12 protein-coding genes are annotated in these 14,927 nt (G+C 62.2%); 10 read left to right on the forward strand and 2 right to left on the reverse strand.

Annotation, left to right across the window (positions count from 1 at the left end):
- Nucleotides 1-3 precede the first annotated feature (3 nt).
- Nucleotides 4-933 (reverse strand): UDP-glucose 4-epimerase family protein, encoded by a 930-nt coding sequence (locus PYR71_RS10615; protein WP_275619599.1) that lies wholly within the window; start codon nucleotides 931-933, stop codon nucleotides 4-6.
- A 424-nt stretch (nucleotides 934-1,357) separates the two neighbouring features.
- On the opposite strand from PYR71_RS10615, the gene PYR71_RS10620 reads away from it, so the two are divergent.
- The 9 genes from PYR71_RS10620 (at nucleotide 1,358) to ligA (ending at nucleotide 13,443) form a co-directional block, all read left to right on the forward strand.
- Nucleotides 1,358-2,284: a D-alanine--D-alanine ligase gene (locus PYR71_RS10620; protein WP_183912700.1), complete on the forward strand. Its 927-nt coding sequence runs from the start codon at nucleotides 1,358-1,360 to the stop codon at nucleotides 2,282-2,284.
- Nucleotides 2,272-3,204: a cell division protein FtsQ/DivIB gene (locus PYR71_RS10625; protein ID WP_275619303.1), complete on the forward strand. Its 933-nt coding sequence runs from the start codon at nucleotides 2,272-2,274 to the stop codon at nucleotides 3,202-3,204. The genes PYR71_RS10620 and PYR71_RS10625 overlap by 13 nt, the downstream gene beginning before the upstream one ends.
- On the forward strand, nucleotides 3,201-4,532 hold the full coding sequence (gene ftsA, locus PYR71_RS10630; protein WP_004668807.1) for a cell division protein FtsA: 1,332 nt from the start codon (nucleotides 3,201-3,203) through the stop codon (nucleotides 4,530-4,532). The genes PYR71_RS10625 and ftsA overlap by 4 nt, the downstream gene beginning before the upstream one ends.
- Nucleotides 4,533-4,587: 55 nt before the next feature.
- Nucleotides 4,588-6,321, forward strand: coding sequence for a cell division protein FtsZ (gene ftsZ / locus PYR71_RS10635; protein ID WP_183912702.1), 1,734 nt, complete (start codon nucleotides 4,588-4,590; stop codon nucleotides 6,319-6,321).
- 261 nt (nucleotides 6,322-6,582) lie between these two features.
- Complete coding sequence (gene lpxC / locus PYR71_RS10640; RefSeq protein WP_275619304.1) at nucleotides 6,583-7,539, forward strand: UDP-3-O-acyl-N-acetylglucosamine deacetylase; 957 nt, start codon at nucleotides 6,583-6,585, stop codon at nucleotides 7,537-7,539.
- 269 nt (nucleotides 7,540-7,808) lie between these two features.
- Nucleotides 7,809-8,678, forward strand: a complete 870-nt coding sequence (locus PYR71_RS10645) for an outer membrane protein assembly factor BamD (protein WP_183912705.1) — start codon at nucleotides 7,809-7,811, stop codon at nucleotides 8,676-8,678.
- Between the two features lie 5 nt (nucleotides 8,679-8,683).
- On the forward strand, nucleotides 8,684-10,357 hold the full coding sequence (recN, locus tag PYR71_RS10650) for a DNA repair protein RecN (protein WP_275619305.1): 1,674 nt from the start codon (nucleotides 8,684-8,686) through the stop codon (nucleotides 10,355-10,357).
- 53 nt (nucleotides 10,358-10,410) lie between these two features.
- Nucleotides 10,411-10,938: a DUF6886 family protein gene (locus PYR71_RS10655; protein WP_275619306.1), complete on the forward strand. Its 528-nt coding sequence runs from the start codon at nucleotides 10,411-10,413 to the stop codon at nucleotides 10,936-10,938.
- 348 nt (nucleotides 10,939-11,286) lie between these two features.
- On the forward strand, nucleotides 11,287-13,443 hold the full coding sequence (ligA, locus tag PYR71_RS10660; protein WP_275619307.1) for an NAD-dependent DNA ligase LigA: 2,157 nt from the start codon (nucleotides 11,287-11,289) through the stop codon (nucleotides 13,441-13,443).
- A 31-nt stretch (nucleotides 13,444-13,474) separates the two neighbouring features.
- On the opposite strand, the gene PYR71_RS10665 is transcribed toward ligA, so the two are convergent.
- Nucleotides 13,475-14,011 carry a GNAT family N-acetyltransferase gene (locus PYR71_RS10665; protein WP_275619308.1) on the reverse strand — a complete coding sequence of 179 codons (537 nt, stop codon included), beginning with the start codon at nucleotides 14,009-14,011 and terminating at the stop codon, nucleotides 13,475-13,477.
- A 280-nt stretch (nucleotides 14,012-14,291) separates the two neighbouring features.
- Between PYR71_RS10665 and PYR71_RS10670 the strand changes: the two genes are divergently transcribed.
- Nucleotides 14,292-14,882, forward strand: coding sequence for a 3'-5' exonuclease (locus PYR71_RS10670; protein WP_275619309.1), 591 nt, complete (start codon nucleotides 14,292-14,294; stop codon nucleotides 14,880-14,882).
- The last annotated feature ends 45 nt before the right edge of the window (nucleotides 14,883-14,927 follow it).

Consider the following 14,927-nt stretch of genomic DNA (forward strand, 5'->3'; position numbering starts at 1 on the left):
CGATTACTTCACCGCCAGTTTCAGGCCTTCGCGCGGCGTGACGACCGGCGTCCAGCCGAGAACCTTGTGCGCCTGGGAGATGTCGACCTGCAGCGAACCGCACAGGCGTTGATAGACGGCTTCCTTCCCGACTGCCTTCGCCGCCATGTGCAGCAATGCGGAGGGGAAGGGGACCAGTATCGGCTTGATGCCGAGCCCCGCGGCAATTCCCCGGATGAGCTCCGGAGTCGACAGGTCCTCACCATCTCCGGCGAGGAAAATCTCACCGCCGGCGGCGGGATGCGCCGCGCAGGTGATGATCAGATCGACGAGATTTTGCACCGCCACCAGTGTGCGGCGGTTCTTCAGCGAAGCGAAAGGGAGCGGTATCCGCTTGCGGATTAGCCCGAGGAGAAGAGCGAAGTTGCCTCTGGCGCCGGGGCCATAGACCAGCGGCGGCCGGATGATGACGATTTCCATGCCGGTGCGGGCGGCGATTTCGCGCAGACCGATTTCGCTTTCCAGTTTCGAAATGCCGTAGGGGTCGATCGGCTTCGGCGTGTCGTCATTCCGGAACGGCCGATCGTTCTCTTCGCCATTGACCTTGATGGTGCTGACGAAGACGAATCTCTTCACGCCTGCGCGGGCCGCCTGTTCGGCAAGGTTGAGAGTAGCGGCGGTGTTGGTCCGGCGGAATTCCGCCAGCGGATCGGCTGCGCGATCGTTCATGATGTGAACGCGGGCGGCAAGATGGAGGATGACGTCGACGCCTGCAAGTGCCGCCGCCCAGTCGGTCCTGTCGGTTATGTCACTTGGAAAATGCCTGACATCATCAGGAAAGGCAGAGATTACCGATCTGGTGGTGACGACGAGATCGCAAATCTTCTCTGCGCGCAGCCGCTCGACAAGTGGACTACCGACGAAGCCGGCAGCGCCGGTGACGAGGCATCGCATGATCTTCTCCCTGCTCATCCATGAGCCTTCGCTAACCGGAAGTCAGATCCGCATCAATAGAAAAGCAGGGCTGACCGAGCGTTGCCGCTCTCCGCATTAATCAATCAAGCCGCCAGCCGCCTTTGACGGATAACATCCCGGTCCCTTGACTGAGCCCATCGCGGTTCAGCGCGGCACGATATCTTTTTGAAAACATAGGATTTTTCTCCTCTGTTCGCGTCATCCCCGGACGGCGGGGGAATGATAGCGAAATGAGCAAAGGGTAAAAGATCGCGAATTTCCGGGGCAGGAGTTAACGAAAGTAAACACTTCATTAACCATAATGATGCTCTAATGCATGCAGATCGGACAAAGGCCCGAAACGGCGCAGACAGGCTCGCGCAAGCGTCGTTTTCAAAAGTGAAAGTTATTTTTGGGGGTGTTGATGAGTCGCAAGCATGTCGCTGTCCTGATGGGCGGATTTTCCTCGGAACGGCCCGTCAGCCTTTCCTCGGGAAAGGCTTGCGCAGCAGCCCTCGAAGCCGAAGGCTTCCAGGTGACGTGCATCGATGTGGCGCGCGACGTTTCCGAGAGGCTTGCGGCGCTGAAGCCCGATGTCGCCTTCAACGCACTTCACGGACCTTTTGGCGAGGACGGCACCATCCAGGGCATCCTCGAATATCTCGAAATTCCCTATACGCATTCGGGTGTGCTTGCCTCGGCGCTGGCGATGGACAAGGACAAGGCGAAGCTTGTCGCAGCCGCTGCCGGCATTCCGGTTGCCGAATCGCAGGTCGTCAACCGTTTCGCCTTTCCCTCCGTGCATCCAATGAAGCCGCCCTATGTGGTGAAGCCGGTTCGCGAGGGGTCGAGCTTCGGCGTCGTCATCGTCACGGAAGATCAAGCGCATCCTCCCCAGGTCGTCAGCTCGACCGAGTGGCGTTATGGCGAGGACGTTCTCGTCGAGCGCTATGTCTATGGCCGCGAGCTCACCTGCGGCGTCATGGGCGAGACGGCGCTTGGTGTCACCGAGGTGGTGCCGCAGGGACACAATTTCTATGATTACGATTCCAAATATGCGGCGGGCGGTTCAAAACACGTCATCCCGGCTAAAATTTCACCGAATATTTACCAAAAAATACAAACATTGGCCCTAAGGGCGCATCAGGCAATCGGTTGTCGCGGCGTCAGTCGGTCCGACTTTCGTTACGACGATCGTTTCTCCGAAGACGGCGAAATCATCTGGCTGGAGGTCAATACCCAGCCTGGCATGACTCCAACCTCGCTCGTGCCCGAAATGGCCGGCCATGCCGGCTATTCCTTTGGTGAGTTTCTCCGGTGGATGGTGGAGGACGCGTCTTGTTTGCGTTGACGGTCAAGAGGATAGGGCGTCCCAGCCATCATGCCGTGCTTCCGACCCTGGAAGCCGAAGAGCGATTCGTCCTGCCGCGTCCGCTGCGCCGCGTCACTCGTTTCCTGATTAGCCTCGGCAGCGGCCGCATCTACATCCCGGCCCATACGGGCACAGTTTCGGCGCTGGCTTTTTTAGGCGCGACCGGACTTTACGGCATGTCGCTCGGCGGTCACACGGAAGCCGGCGCCCAGGCGACGACGACGGCGGCGGGTTTTGCGATCGAGGACGTCAAGGTCTCCGGCAATTCCGAAACTTCCGAAATCGAAATTCTGCAGCTGATCGGCCTCGACGGCACGACCTCGCTGGTCGCGCTCGACGTCGATGCCGCCCGCCGGCAGATCGCCCATCTTCCCTGGGTCGAAAGCGTCGAGGTTCGCAAGGTCTATCCGAAGACGATCGAAGTGAAGCTCAGGGAGCGCCAGGCCTATGCGATCTGGCAGCACGGGCAGGAGCTTTCGCTGATCGAAAAGAACGGCAGCGTCATTGCGCCGCTGCGCGACAACAAGTTTTCGTCGCTGCCGCTCGTCGTCGGCCGCGATGCGGAAACGGCTGCGGCTTCGCTCGACGACGCCTTCGCGAAGTGGCCCGAAGTCAAAGCGCGCGTGAAGGCCTATGTCTGGATATCGGGTCGTCGTTGGGACCTCCACATGGACAATGGCGTCGTCGTCAAGCTGCCGGAAGACGGTATCGACCAGGCGCTAGCGACGCTGTCGGCCTTCGACAAGCAGCATCAGCTACTGGAGCGCGACATCGCTGCGGTCGACCTGAGATTGCCGGACAGAACCGCCGTCCAGCTGACGCCGGAAGCGGCGGTTCGCCGGCAGGCGGCAGTAACGGAGCGTACGAAAGAATTGAAGAAGGCGGGGCAGAATATATGAGCTTGTTCGGTTCATCCCATTTCGGATTGCCGCGCCTGAAGCCGCTTTCGTCGAAGCGGTCGCATATCGTTTCGGTGCTCGACATCGGCTCGACCAAGGTGGTCTGCATGATCGGCCGGCTGACGCCGCGCGAGGAAAGCCAGATCCTGCCGGGCCGCACGCACAATATCGAGATCATCGGCATCGGCCACCAGCGGTCCCGCGGCATCAAGACCGGCGTCATTGCCGACCTCGACGCGCTGGAAGGCGTCATCCGGCTCGCCGTCGATGCGGCCGAGCGCATGGCGGGGCTGACCGTCGAGAGCCTGATCGTCAACCTGACGGCCGGCCGCCTCGGCAGCGACATTTACACGGCGACCATCGATCTCGGCGGCCAGGAAGTCGAGCTCAACGATCTCAAAAAAGTGCTGTCGGCCGCCTGCCAGCAGTCGCTGCGCCAGGACCGCTCGGTGCTACATTCGCTGGCGACCGGCTTCTCGCTCGATGGCGAGCGCGGCATCCGCGATCCGCTGGCGATGTATGGCGACGCGCTCGGCGTCGACATGCATGTCGTCACCGCGGAGCGCTCGGCGCTGAAGAACCTGGAGCTCAGCGTCAATCGTGCGCATCTGTCGGTCGAAGGCATCGTCGCTACTCCTTATGCATCCGGGCTTGCCGCTCTCGTCGATGACGAAGTCGAGCTCGGCTGCGCGGCGATCGACATGGGTGGCGGCACGACGACGATCTCGGTCTTTGCCGAGGGCAAGCTTGTTCACACCGACGCCGTCGGCCTCGGCGGCCATCACGTCACCACCGACCTGGCGCGCGGCCTCTCGACCCGCATCGAGGATGCGGAACGACTGAAGGTCGTGCATGCCTCGGCACTTTCGAATTCCTCCGACGAGCGCGAGCTGATCTCGATCCCGCCGATCGGCGAGGATGATCGCGACCAGCCGTCGCAAGTGCCGCGGGCGCTGGTTTCGCGCATCGTTTCGGCGCGAATCGAAGAGACGATGGAACTGATACGCGACCGGATCCAGCGCTCCGGCTTTAGCCCGATCGTCGGTAAGCGCGTCGTCTTGACGGGCGGCGCAAGCCAGCTGACCGGCCTTGCCGAAGTGGCGCGGCGCATTCTTGCCCGCAACGTCCGCATCGGCCGCCCGATGGGCGTGTCGGGATTGCCGACGGCGGCCAAGGGCCCGGCCTTTTCGACGGCCGTCGGTCTGATGATCTATCCGCAGGTCGCGGACATGGAGACACATGCGTCACAGAGCGGTCTGCTCATGTCGCTTGGGGGAAATAACAGCCGCATAGCCCGGATGGGCCAGTGGTTGAAGGAAAGCTTCTGAAATTGAGTAATTGGCCGGCGTGGCGATGCGGCCAGAGAGAGAAGGAACAGGTACCATGACCATCAAGCTGCAAAAGCCTGACATCACAGAGCTGAAGCCGCGCATCACCGTGTTCGGCGTTGGTGGCGGTGGCGGCAACGCCGTCAACAACATGATCACCGCCGGCCTACAGGGCGTCGACTTCGTCGTTGCCAATACGGATGCGCAGGCGCTGACGATGACGAAAGCCGAGCGCATCATCCAGCTCGGCGTCAACGTTACCGAAGGCCTCGGTGCCGGTTCGCAGCCGGAAGTCGGTCGCGCGGCCGCTGAAGAATGCATCGACGAGATCGTCGATCACCTGAACGGCACGCATATGTGCTTCGTCACCGCCGGCATGGGCGGCGGCACCGGCACCGGTGCTGCTCCTGTTGTCGCGCAGGCCGCCCGTAACAAGGGCATCCTGACGGTCGGCGTGGTCACCAAGCCGTTCCATTTCGAAGGCGGCCGCCGCATGCGTCTCGCCGAGATGGGCATTCAGGAACTGCAGAAGTCTGTCGACACGCTGATCGTCATTCCGAACCAGAACCTCTTCCGCATTGCCAACGATAAGACGACCTTCGCCGACGCGTTCGCCATGGCCGACCAGGTTCTCTATTCGGGCGTTGCCTGCATCACCGACCTGATGGTGAAGGAGGGTCTCATCAACCTCGACTTCGCCGACGTCCGCTCGGTCATGCGCGAAATGGGCCGCGCGATGATGGGCACCGGCGAAGCTTCCGGCGCCGGCCGCGCACTGCAGGCCGCCGAAGCGGCGATCGCCAACCCGCTGCTCGACGAAACCTCGATGAAGGGCGCCCAGGGCCTGCTGATCTCGATCACGGGCGGTCGCGATCTCACGCTCTTCGAAGTCGACGAAGCCGCAACCCGTATCCGCGAGGAAGTCGATCCGGACGCCAACATCATACTCGGCGCCACCTTCGATGAATCGCTTGAAGGAATCATCCGCGTTTCGGTCGTCGCAACCGGTATCGACCGGGCGATCAGCGAAGCTGCCGAGCGCAACTACCAGCCGGCCGCCAAGCCCGCTATCCGTCCCTCCGCGGCTGTTGCTCCGGCAGCGGCCGCAGTTCAGCCTGCGCCGGTGATGCAGGCACCCAAGGCCGTTGATCCGATCGCCCAGACCATCCGCGAAGCCGAGATGGAACGCGAGCTTGAGATTCCGGCCCCGCGTGCCGCCGCGCCGCTTCAGCAGCCTGCTGCGCAGCAGGAAGTCTTCCGTCCGCAGAGCAAGATTTTCGCGCCTGCACCGGAGGCTCCCGCCATGCGTCCTCAGGTGCAGCAGCAGGCTCCCGCACCGGTGATGAGCCAGCCGGTGATGAGCCAGCCCATCCAGCAGCAGCAGCCGATCCAGCCGCAGCCGGTCCGGCAGGAGCCGATCATCCGTCAGGCGGCGGAACCCGTCCGCATGCCGAAGGTGGAGGATTTCCCGCCGGTCGTTCAGGCCGAACTCGACCACCGCACGCAGGCGGCTTCCGCCCATGGCCAGGAAGAGCGCGGCCCAATGGGCCTGCTCAAGCGAATCACCAATTCGCTGGGGCGCCGCGACGATGACGCTGTCGCCGCCGACATGACCGCCGCGCCGCCGGCCGCTTCGCAGCAGCGGCGTCCGCTGTCGCCGGAGGCAAGCCTCTACGCACCGCGCCGCGGCAATCTCGACGATCAGGGTCGTGCGGTTCCGCAGGCCCGCATGATGCAGGAAGACGACCAGCTGGAAATCCCAGCATTCCTGCGTCGCCAGTCGAACTGAGGCTGCGATCCGACACCCTTCATGCCCGGGATCCAGGTCCCGGGCATTTGCGTTTTTCAGCCCCGAATTGCTGAGCGATATCAATCGTGTGACTTCGTAACAAACCGAAAGAAACAGTGATTTGGATTGGAGCGCCGGCGCACGTAAGTATGGTGCAAGGAAACTGCCCTAGGAGACCCCTCAACGAGGCTCCTTCTGCAGAACGAATGAAAACCGCACCGTGGAACAGATCGCTGGAGCGGAAAAATAAAGGCAGATTTTATGGCAATTGGCTTGCTGGGTTTTCAAACGACCGTATCGCGTCCCGTGACGCTCTCGGGCATCGGGGTTCATTCGGGTGCCAATGTCTCGATCACGCTGAACCCGGCCGAATCGGACACCGGCGTCGTTTTCCAGCGCCTGCATGACAATGGCGATATTACCGAACTCAAGGCCGTTTCGTCGCAGGTCGGCCATACCGATCTCTGCACCGTACTCGGCTTTTCGCCGACGCATTCGGTCGCGACGATCGAACATGTCATGGCCGCCATCTATGCGCTCGGCCTCGACAATGTGGTGATCGAAGTGCAGGGCGCAGAAATGCCGATCATGGACGGCAGCTCGTTGCCTTTCGTCGACGCGATCGAGCAGGCCGGTCTCGTCTCGCTCGGCGTCAAGCGCCGTTATATCCGTATCACCAAGCCGGTGCGGATCGAGCATGGCGGTTCCTGGAGCGAATTCCGTCCCTATGACGGCACGCGCTTCGAGGTCGAGATTGATTTCGACTGCCCGCTGATCGGCCGACAGAAATGGGCCGGCGACATGAGCGCCGCAGTCTTCAAGACCGAGCTTTCTCGCGCCCGTACCTTCGGCTTCATGCGCGATGTCGAGCGGCTCTGGGCTTCCGGACATGCGCTCGGCTCGTCGCTCGAAAATTCCGTCGTCATTTCGGACGACAACACCGTCATCAATGTCGAAGGACTGCGCTACGCCAAGGACGAGTTCGTCCGCCACAAGACGCTCGATGCCGTCGGCGACTTGTCGCTCGCCGGCGTCCAGTTTATCGGTTGCTACCGTTCCTATCGTGGCGGCCACAAGATGAATGCCAATGCATTGAAGGCGCTGCTCGCCGATCCCTCCGCTTATGAAGTGGTTGAGACCTCGACGCCGCGCCAGCGCGTCGCTGCTCGGGAACTGATCGCCGTCAGCGCTGCGGAATTCGCTCCCTGGTCGGCATGACCTCCAGCATATTCTCAAAGACCAGGCCGCCTCTTTCCCGGAGGCGGTTTTTTTATGTCGCCCGAGTTTGCGGCGATAGGCATTTTACGGCAGGTGCTTAGCTGCAACAGGTCGCCAAGAAGGTGAAAAGCCGAGCATTTCCGGCCGCGGCTGCCACAAAAATGCGTTAATGCCTTATCATTGCGTTGCTCTCGATGCACATTTGTGGCTAGAAACGCCAGCGAGGCGTGGCTGCCGTGGAGCGGGCGGCGGCAGTGGGGTTCTTTCGAATGGCTTATGCAGGATCTGAAGGTATGATGAAGACAGCGCGCGCTTTGTTCGCATCGCTTCTGGTGCTCAGCGCAGGCGCCTCGATATCCGGCTGCCAGTCGGACCCCGATATCGACATCACCAAGCTCGGCCTCGAAACAGATCCGCCTGATGTGCTCTACACCCAGGGCCTTGCCAATATGAAGGCCGGCAACATGGCGGAAGCGGCGCGCAAGTTCGACGCCATCGACCGCGAGAACCCATTCTCCGAGTGGGCGCGCAAGGCGCTTGTGATGAGCACCTTCGTCAAATATCGCCAGGGCAAGCTCGATGATGCGCTCGCGTCGGGCAACCGCTACATGGCGCAATATCCGAAGTCCCAGGATGCCGCCTACGTACAGTATCTCATCGGCCTCACCTATTCCAAGCAGATCGTCGACGTGACGCAGGACCAGCGCGCCTCGGCCAAGACGATCGAGGCGATGCAGGCTGTCGTCGACAATTACCCGAACTCCGAATATGTCGACGACGCGCAGGCGAAGATCCGCTATGCGCGCGACCAGCTGGCCGGCAAGGAAATGCAGATCGGCCGCTACTACATGGAGCGGAAGGAATATCTCGCCGCGATCTCGCGCTTCCGCATCGTTGTCGAGAAATATCCGAACACGAACCAGATCGAAGAGGCGCTCGCCCGTCTCGTCGAGGCCTATTATGCGATGGGCATCGTCGACGAGGCTCAGACCGCGGCAGCCGTTCTTGGTCACAACTATCCCGACAGCCAGTGGTACGCCGATTCCTACAAGCTGCTGCAGACCGGTGGCGCCGAGCCGCGTGAAAACAAGGGCTCGTGGATCGCTGCGGCAGGCAAGAAACTCCTGCTCGGTTCCTAAGTCCAATGCTGATCCAGCTTTCGATCCGCGATATCGTCCTGATCGAGCGGCTGGATCTTGCCTTCGAGACCGGCCTTTCCGTGCTGACGGGCGAGACTGGGGCGGGCAAATCCATCCTGCTCGACAGTCTGTCGCTGGCGCTCGGCGGGCGTGGCGACGGCGGCCTGGTGCGCCATGGCGAAGATAAGGGCCAGGTGACGGCCGTGTTCGACGTCGGCATGGATCACGGCGCCCGTGCGCTGCTGCGTGAAAACGGCATCGACGACGAGGGCGATCTGATCTTCCGCCGGCAGCAATCGGCAGACGGGCGCACCAAGGCCTATGTCAACGATCAGCCGGTCAGCGTGCAACTGATGCGCCAGGCCGGCCAGATGCTGGTCGAGATCCATGGCCAGCACGACGATCGCGCCCTGGTCGATACCAACGCCCATCGTACCCTTCTCGATGCCTTCGGCGGACTGACCGATGAAGTTGCAGAAGTCTCCCGGCTGTATCGTCTGTGGCGCGACAGCGAGCGGACCCTGAAGAAGCATCGCGAGAAGGTGGAAAGCGCGGCGCGCGAGGCCGACTATCTGCGTTCCTCCGTCGAAGAGCTCGAGAAACTCTCGCCGCAGGACGGTGAGGAGGACGAACTCGCCGAAAGCAGGCAGAAGATGATGAAGGCCGAGCGGATCGCCGGCGACATCGCCGAAGCCTCCGAATTCCTGAACGGCAATGCCTCGCCGGTGCCCCATATCGCCTCGCTGGTACGCCGGCTGGAGCGCAAGAGCCATGAGGCGCCGGGACTGCTCGAAGACACTGTGACGTTGCTCGATGCCGCGCTCGATCAGCTTTCCAACGCCCAGATGGAAGTCGAGGCGGCGCTACGCAAGACCGAATATGATCCGCGCGAGCTGGAGCGGGTGGAGGAGCGACTTTTCGCGCTCCGGGCCGCTTCGCGCAAATATTCCGTGCCGGTCACCGAGCTGCCGGCGCTGGCCGTCCGCATGATCGCCGATCTTGCCGATCTCGATGCAGGCGAAGAGAAGCTTGCGCGGCTGGAAGCCGAGGTCGGCCTGGCGCGGGAGAATTACGATACCGCGGCACGCGCACTCTCCGACAAGCGCCATCATGCCGGCACGTCGCTGGCCGCGGCCGTCATGGCCGAGCTGCCGGCGCTGAAGCTCGAACGCGCTCGTTTCATGGTCGAGATCACCACCGATGCGCAGGAGGCGCTGGCAGAAGGCATCGACGTCGTCGAGTTCCATGTGCAGACCAATCCGGGCACGCGGCCAGGCTCGATCATGAAGGTCGCTTCCGGCGGTGAACTGTCGCGTTTCCTGCTGGCGCTGAAGGTGGCGCTCGCCGATCGCGGATCGGCGCCGACGCTCGTCTTCGACGAAATCGATACCGGCGTCGGCGGTGCGGTGGCCGATGCGATCGGCCAGCGGCTGAAGCGGCTCTCCGATCGTGTCCAGGTGCTGTCGGTCACCCATGCACCGCAGGTCGCGGCAAGGGCGGCAACGCATCTGTTGATCTCCAAAGGGCCGACGACTGACGGTTCGGAAAAGATCGCGACGCGCGTGGCTACGATGGCGCAGACGGACCGCACCGAAGAAATCGCCCGCATGCTCGCCGGCGCTTCGGTCACCGAAGAGGCGAGGGCGGCGGCGAAGCGGCTGCTGGCCGGCAACGGCTGATCGGCCGGCCGGTTGCGGTGACAAGAAGTCCCGATCAGTGGTAATCCTTTGCCATGCGTCTTTTCCATTTCAGCGATGATCCCGATATCGCGGTGTTCGAGCCGCGCCCTGTTCTCATTCCCTCGGTTCGCCCGGTTGGTCGGGAATGGTTGAATGACCCGCTCGTCTGGGCGATCGAAGGCGATCATGACTTTATGTACCTCTTTCCGCGAGACTGTCCGCGTATCCTACTGTGGGGGACGCCGGATACGCCCGAGGCCGAACGCCGGCGCTGGCTCGGTGATTGGCGCGCCGTTGCCTTCGTCGAGCGTCATTGGCTGGAAAGGCTCGAGGTGGAGACCCTCCACCGCTATGAAATGGCGTCCGACGGCTTCAAAGAGCTCAAGGATGCAGGCATGTGGGTGTCCAGCAGACGCGTCGTTCCTGTCAAGCGGACCGCCATGTCGCAGCTCGACCAGGAGTTTGCGCCACGCCAGGTGGATCTCCGGGTGGTCGATAACCTGCGGCCGTTGAAGGACCTCTGGAACACCGGCCTGCATGTCAGCGGCATTCGGCTGCGGAATGCGCGAGACTGGGAATAGGCCGGTCAGACCCGCCGGGCCGGAGGCCATGACAAGCGTCCCACACATATGAATTTGTCGCGAACGGTGACCCCAATCTCCCTTATCCCTGTGCTCGTCACAGGGATTCCAGCGCGCCCAAGTCCTTGAGCGCGAGAGACTTCTTGCCTGTATGAGAGTCATTCACCGCGCAGACGCGCCGTGGCTGGATCCCTGTGACGAACACAGAGATGAGGCGGAGAGGTGGGCGGCCCTGTCCGATAGCCCGCGCCATCCGGCATGCAGCATATCCGCTCTCTCTTTTCATCCGGAAATTTTGGTCTAAAAACAATGCAGATTTTCTGGCCAGATTCCCTGGAGTGAGGTTGCATGTCCACCGAAGGTTCCGCCGTCGACGCGTTGACGATCGAAGAGGCTGCCGCCGAGCTTGAGCGGCTGGCAAAGGAAATCGCGCATCACGATGCGCTCTATCACGGCAAGGACCGGCCGGAGATATCGGATGCCGATTACGACGCGCTGAAGCGCCGCAACGATGCGCTGGAGGCGCGGTTTCCCGAGCTGATCCGCGAGGATAGCCCGTCGCGGCATGTCGGAGCCGCTCCTTCCGTCACCTTCTCGCCGGTCATTCATGCGCGGCCGATGCTGTCGCTCGACAACACGTTTTCGCAGGAGGACGTGCAGGATTTCGTCGCCGGCGTCTATCGCTTCCTCGGCCGCCTGCCGGACCAGTCGATCGCCTTTACCGCGGAGCCTAAGATCGACGGTCTGTCGATGTCCATTCGTTACGAAAACGGCAGGCTGGTAACAGCCGCTACGCGCGGCGACGGCACGACGGGGGAGAACGTCACCGCCAACATCCGAACGATCGCCGAGATCCCCAACGAGCTGCCGAAGGGCGTTCCCGCCGTGGTGGAAATCCGCGGCGAGGTTTATATGGCCAAAAGCGATTTCCTGGCTCTCAACCGGCAGATGGAGGCGGAGGGCAAGCAGACCTACGTCAATCCGCGCAATACGGCCGCCGGATCGCTCCGGCAGCTGGACGCCAAGGTGACGGCGAGCCGCAAGCTGAAATTCTTCGCCTATGCCTGGGGCGAGATGTCGGAGATGCCGGAAGATACGCAATTCGGCATGGTGCAGACCTTCAAGGACTGGGGCTTTCCCGTAAACCCGCTGATGAAGCGGCTGAATTCCGTCGCCGATATCCTGACGCATTACGACGAGATCGGTTTGAAGCGCCCGGATCTCGACTACGACATCGACGGCGTCGTCTACAAGGTCGACAGCCTCGAACTGCAGCAGCGCCTCGGCTTTCGCTCGCGCAGCCCGCGGTGGGCAACGGCGCACAAATTCCCGGCCGAGCAGGCCTTCACCGAGGTCGAGAAGATCGAAATCCAGGTCGGCCGCACCGGCGCGCTGACACCGGTGGCGCGGCTGAAGCCGATCACGGTCGGCGGTGTGGTCGTCACCAATGCTACGCTGCACAACGAAGATTACATCAAAGGCATCGGCAATAGCGGCGAGCGCGTCCGGCCGGAGGAACATGACATCCGCGAGGGCGATACGGTCATCGTCCAGCGCGCCGGCGACGTCATTCCGCAAATTCTCGACGTGGTGATGGAAAAACGCGCCGCCGACGCCCGCTCGTACGAGTTTCCGAAGACCTGCCCGGTCTGCGGTTCGCATGCCGTGCGCGAGGTCAACGAGAAGACCGGCAAGATGGATTCGGTGCGCCGCTGCACCGGCGGCTTCATCTGCCGGGCGCAGGCGACGGAGCATCTGAAGCACTTCGTCTCGCGTAACGCCTTCGATATCGAGGGGCTCGGCTCCAAGCAGGTCGACTTCTTTTTCGAAAACGAGGATCCGTCGCTGCAGATCCGCACGGCGCCCGAGATCTTCACGCTGGAGAAACGGCAGCAGGACTCGCTGACCAAGCTGGAGAATATCGACGGCTTCGGCAAAGTCAGTGTCGGCAAGCTCTATGCAGCGATCAACGAACGACGCAGCATTGCGCTTCACCGCTTCATCTATGCGCTCGGCATCCGTCATGTCGGCGAGACCACAGCTAAGCTGCTGGCGCGCTCCTACGGCACCTACGAAGCCTTTGCGACGGCGATGAAGGAAGCAGCACCGCTTTCCGGCGACGCCTGGAACGATCTCAACGCCATCGAGGGCATCGGCGAGGTCGTGGCGCGAGCCATGGTCGAATTCTACAAGGAGCCGCGCAATGTCGAGGTGATCGGCCGCCTGCTCGACGAAGTCACGCCGCAGGAGGCTGAACAGCCGGTGACGGCAGGAAGCCCGGTCGCCGGCAAGACAGTGGTCTTTACCGGTTCGCTGGAGAAATTCACGCGGGACGAGGCGAAGGCGAGGGCCGAAAGCCTTGGCGCCAAGGTGGCGGGCTCGGTTTCGAAGAAAACAGACATCGTCGTCGCCGGTCCCGGCGCCGGCTCCAAGCTCGACAAGGCGCGCGAACTCGGCGTGCAGACCATGGATGAGGACGAGTGGCTGGCGCTGATCAGCGGGTGAGAGGCTGACGGCGGGCGTCAGCCTCGTTCGTTCAAGGTCTCAACCGCGCCATGGTATAGGCGTCGACATACTCTCCCGATCGAAAGCCGAAGGCCCTCAGCAGGCCTTCCCGCTCGAAGCCGAATTTCTCATAGAGGCCGATGGCGGCGTCGTTGTCGGTATAGACGGTCAGTTCCAGCCGCTTGACGTCCAGCCAGTCGTCGGCGGCCTCGACCATGGCGCCGAGCAGGATGCGGCCGAAACCGCGGCCGGTGAAATCGTCATGCACGCCCATGCCGACGCTGGCGACGTGCTGCCGGCGCCCGCCGAGGCGGTTGAGGCCGCAATTGCCGACGATCTTGCCGTTCAGGGTGACGACGAGATTGAGCGCGCCCGGCGAGGGATTTTCCATATTTTTGCGAACCTCTTCGACCCTTTGGTAGGGCGGCCGCAGCGTGCCGGCACGGTAGCCCGGCAAGTTCATGAGATCGGTGAGTTCTTCCGCGTCGGAAAGGCGGACTGAACGCACCAGGATGCCGTCCGGCAGCCGCGCTCGGCGGTTCGGTTCCTTTTCTTCATTTTCGGACATTGGATGCTCTCCTTGGGGTTCAGGAGGAGAGCCGGTTTCGAAACCCTGCTCGCCTCGGCAGGGTTTCGGGATGATCGGATCGCTGTTAACGCGCCATTGCTCCCGCATACCCTGCAAGGGTCGTGGTGTGATGGATGAGCGCTGCCATGGTCACGGAACTGATCATGGGTAGCAATCTTGGATATGTTCGCCGAAATGTCAACCACAGGGCGTGTGCAATTTGCGCGACCGCACGCGCGGCGGTATTTCTCTGGCCGGGGAAACGATTCGGTAGGCAGCATTGAAGACCATTGCGATTGATTTCGAGACGGCGAACGAGCAGCGCGGCAGCGCCTGTTCCGTCGGCCTTGCCTGGATCGAGGAGGGCAGGGTGACACGCGTCGAGGAACGGCTGATCCGGCCCCGCGACATGCGCTTTTCCGGGATGAACATAGCCATTCACGGCATTCGGCCGGAAGATGTCGAGGACGCGCCGGAGTTTCCCGAGGTGATGGATGAGTTCCATGACGATTTCAGGGGCGCGACGATGATCGCGCACAATGCCGCCTTCGATTTCAGCGTCTGGCGGGCGAGCCTCGATTTCTATCGGCAATCCTATCCCGAACTCACCTATCTCTGCAGCCTGAAGATGGCGCAGCGGATTTGGCCGCATTTCCTGTCACACCGGCTGAACCTGATCGCCGAACATCTCGGCCTGCGCTTCATGCACCACAACGCCGCCGAGGATGCGGCGGTCTGCGCCGCAGCGGCGATCGAGATGGCGAAGGCGGTCAAGGCGAAAGCGGTGGAGGCGATCCCGGCGCTGATCGGCATGACGCCGGGGCGGCTGACGGCCCGCGGTTATGCGCCCTGCACGTGCCGGAAGCCCTGAGCGGTTTCTTGCAAAGCATGAGCGCGTACTTATCTAGAAAGCGCC

Source organism: Rhizobium mulingense, from assembly GCF_029194105.1.
Taxonomy (GTDB): domain Bacteria; phylum Pseudomonadota; class Alphaproteobacteria; order Rhizobiales; family Rhizobiaceae; genus Rhizobium; species Rhizobium mulingense.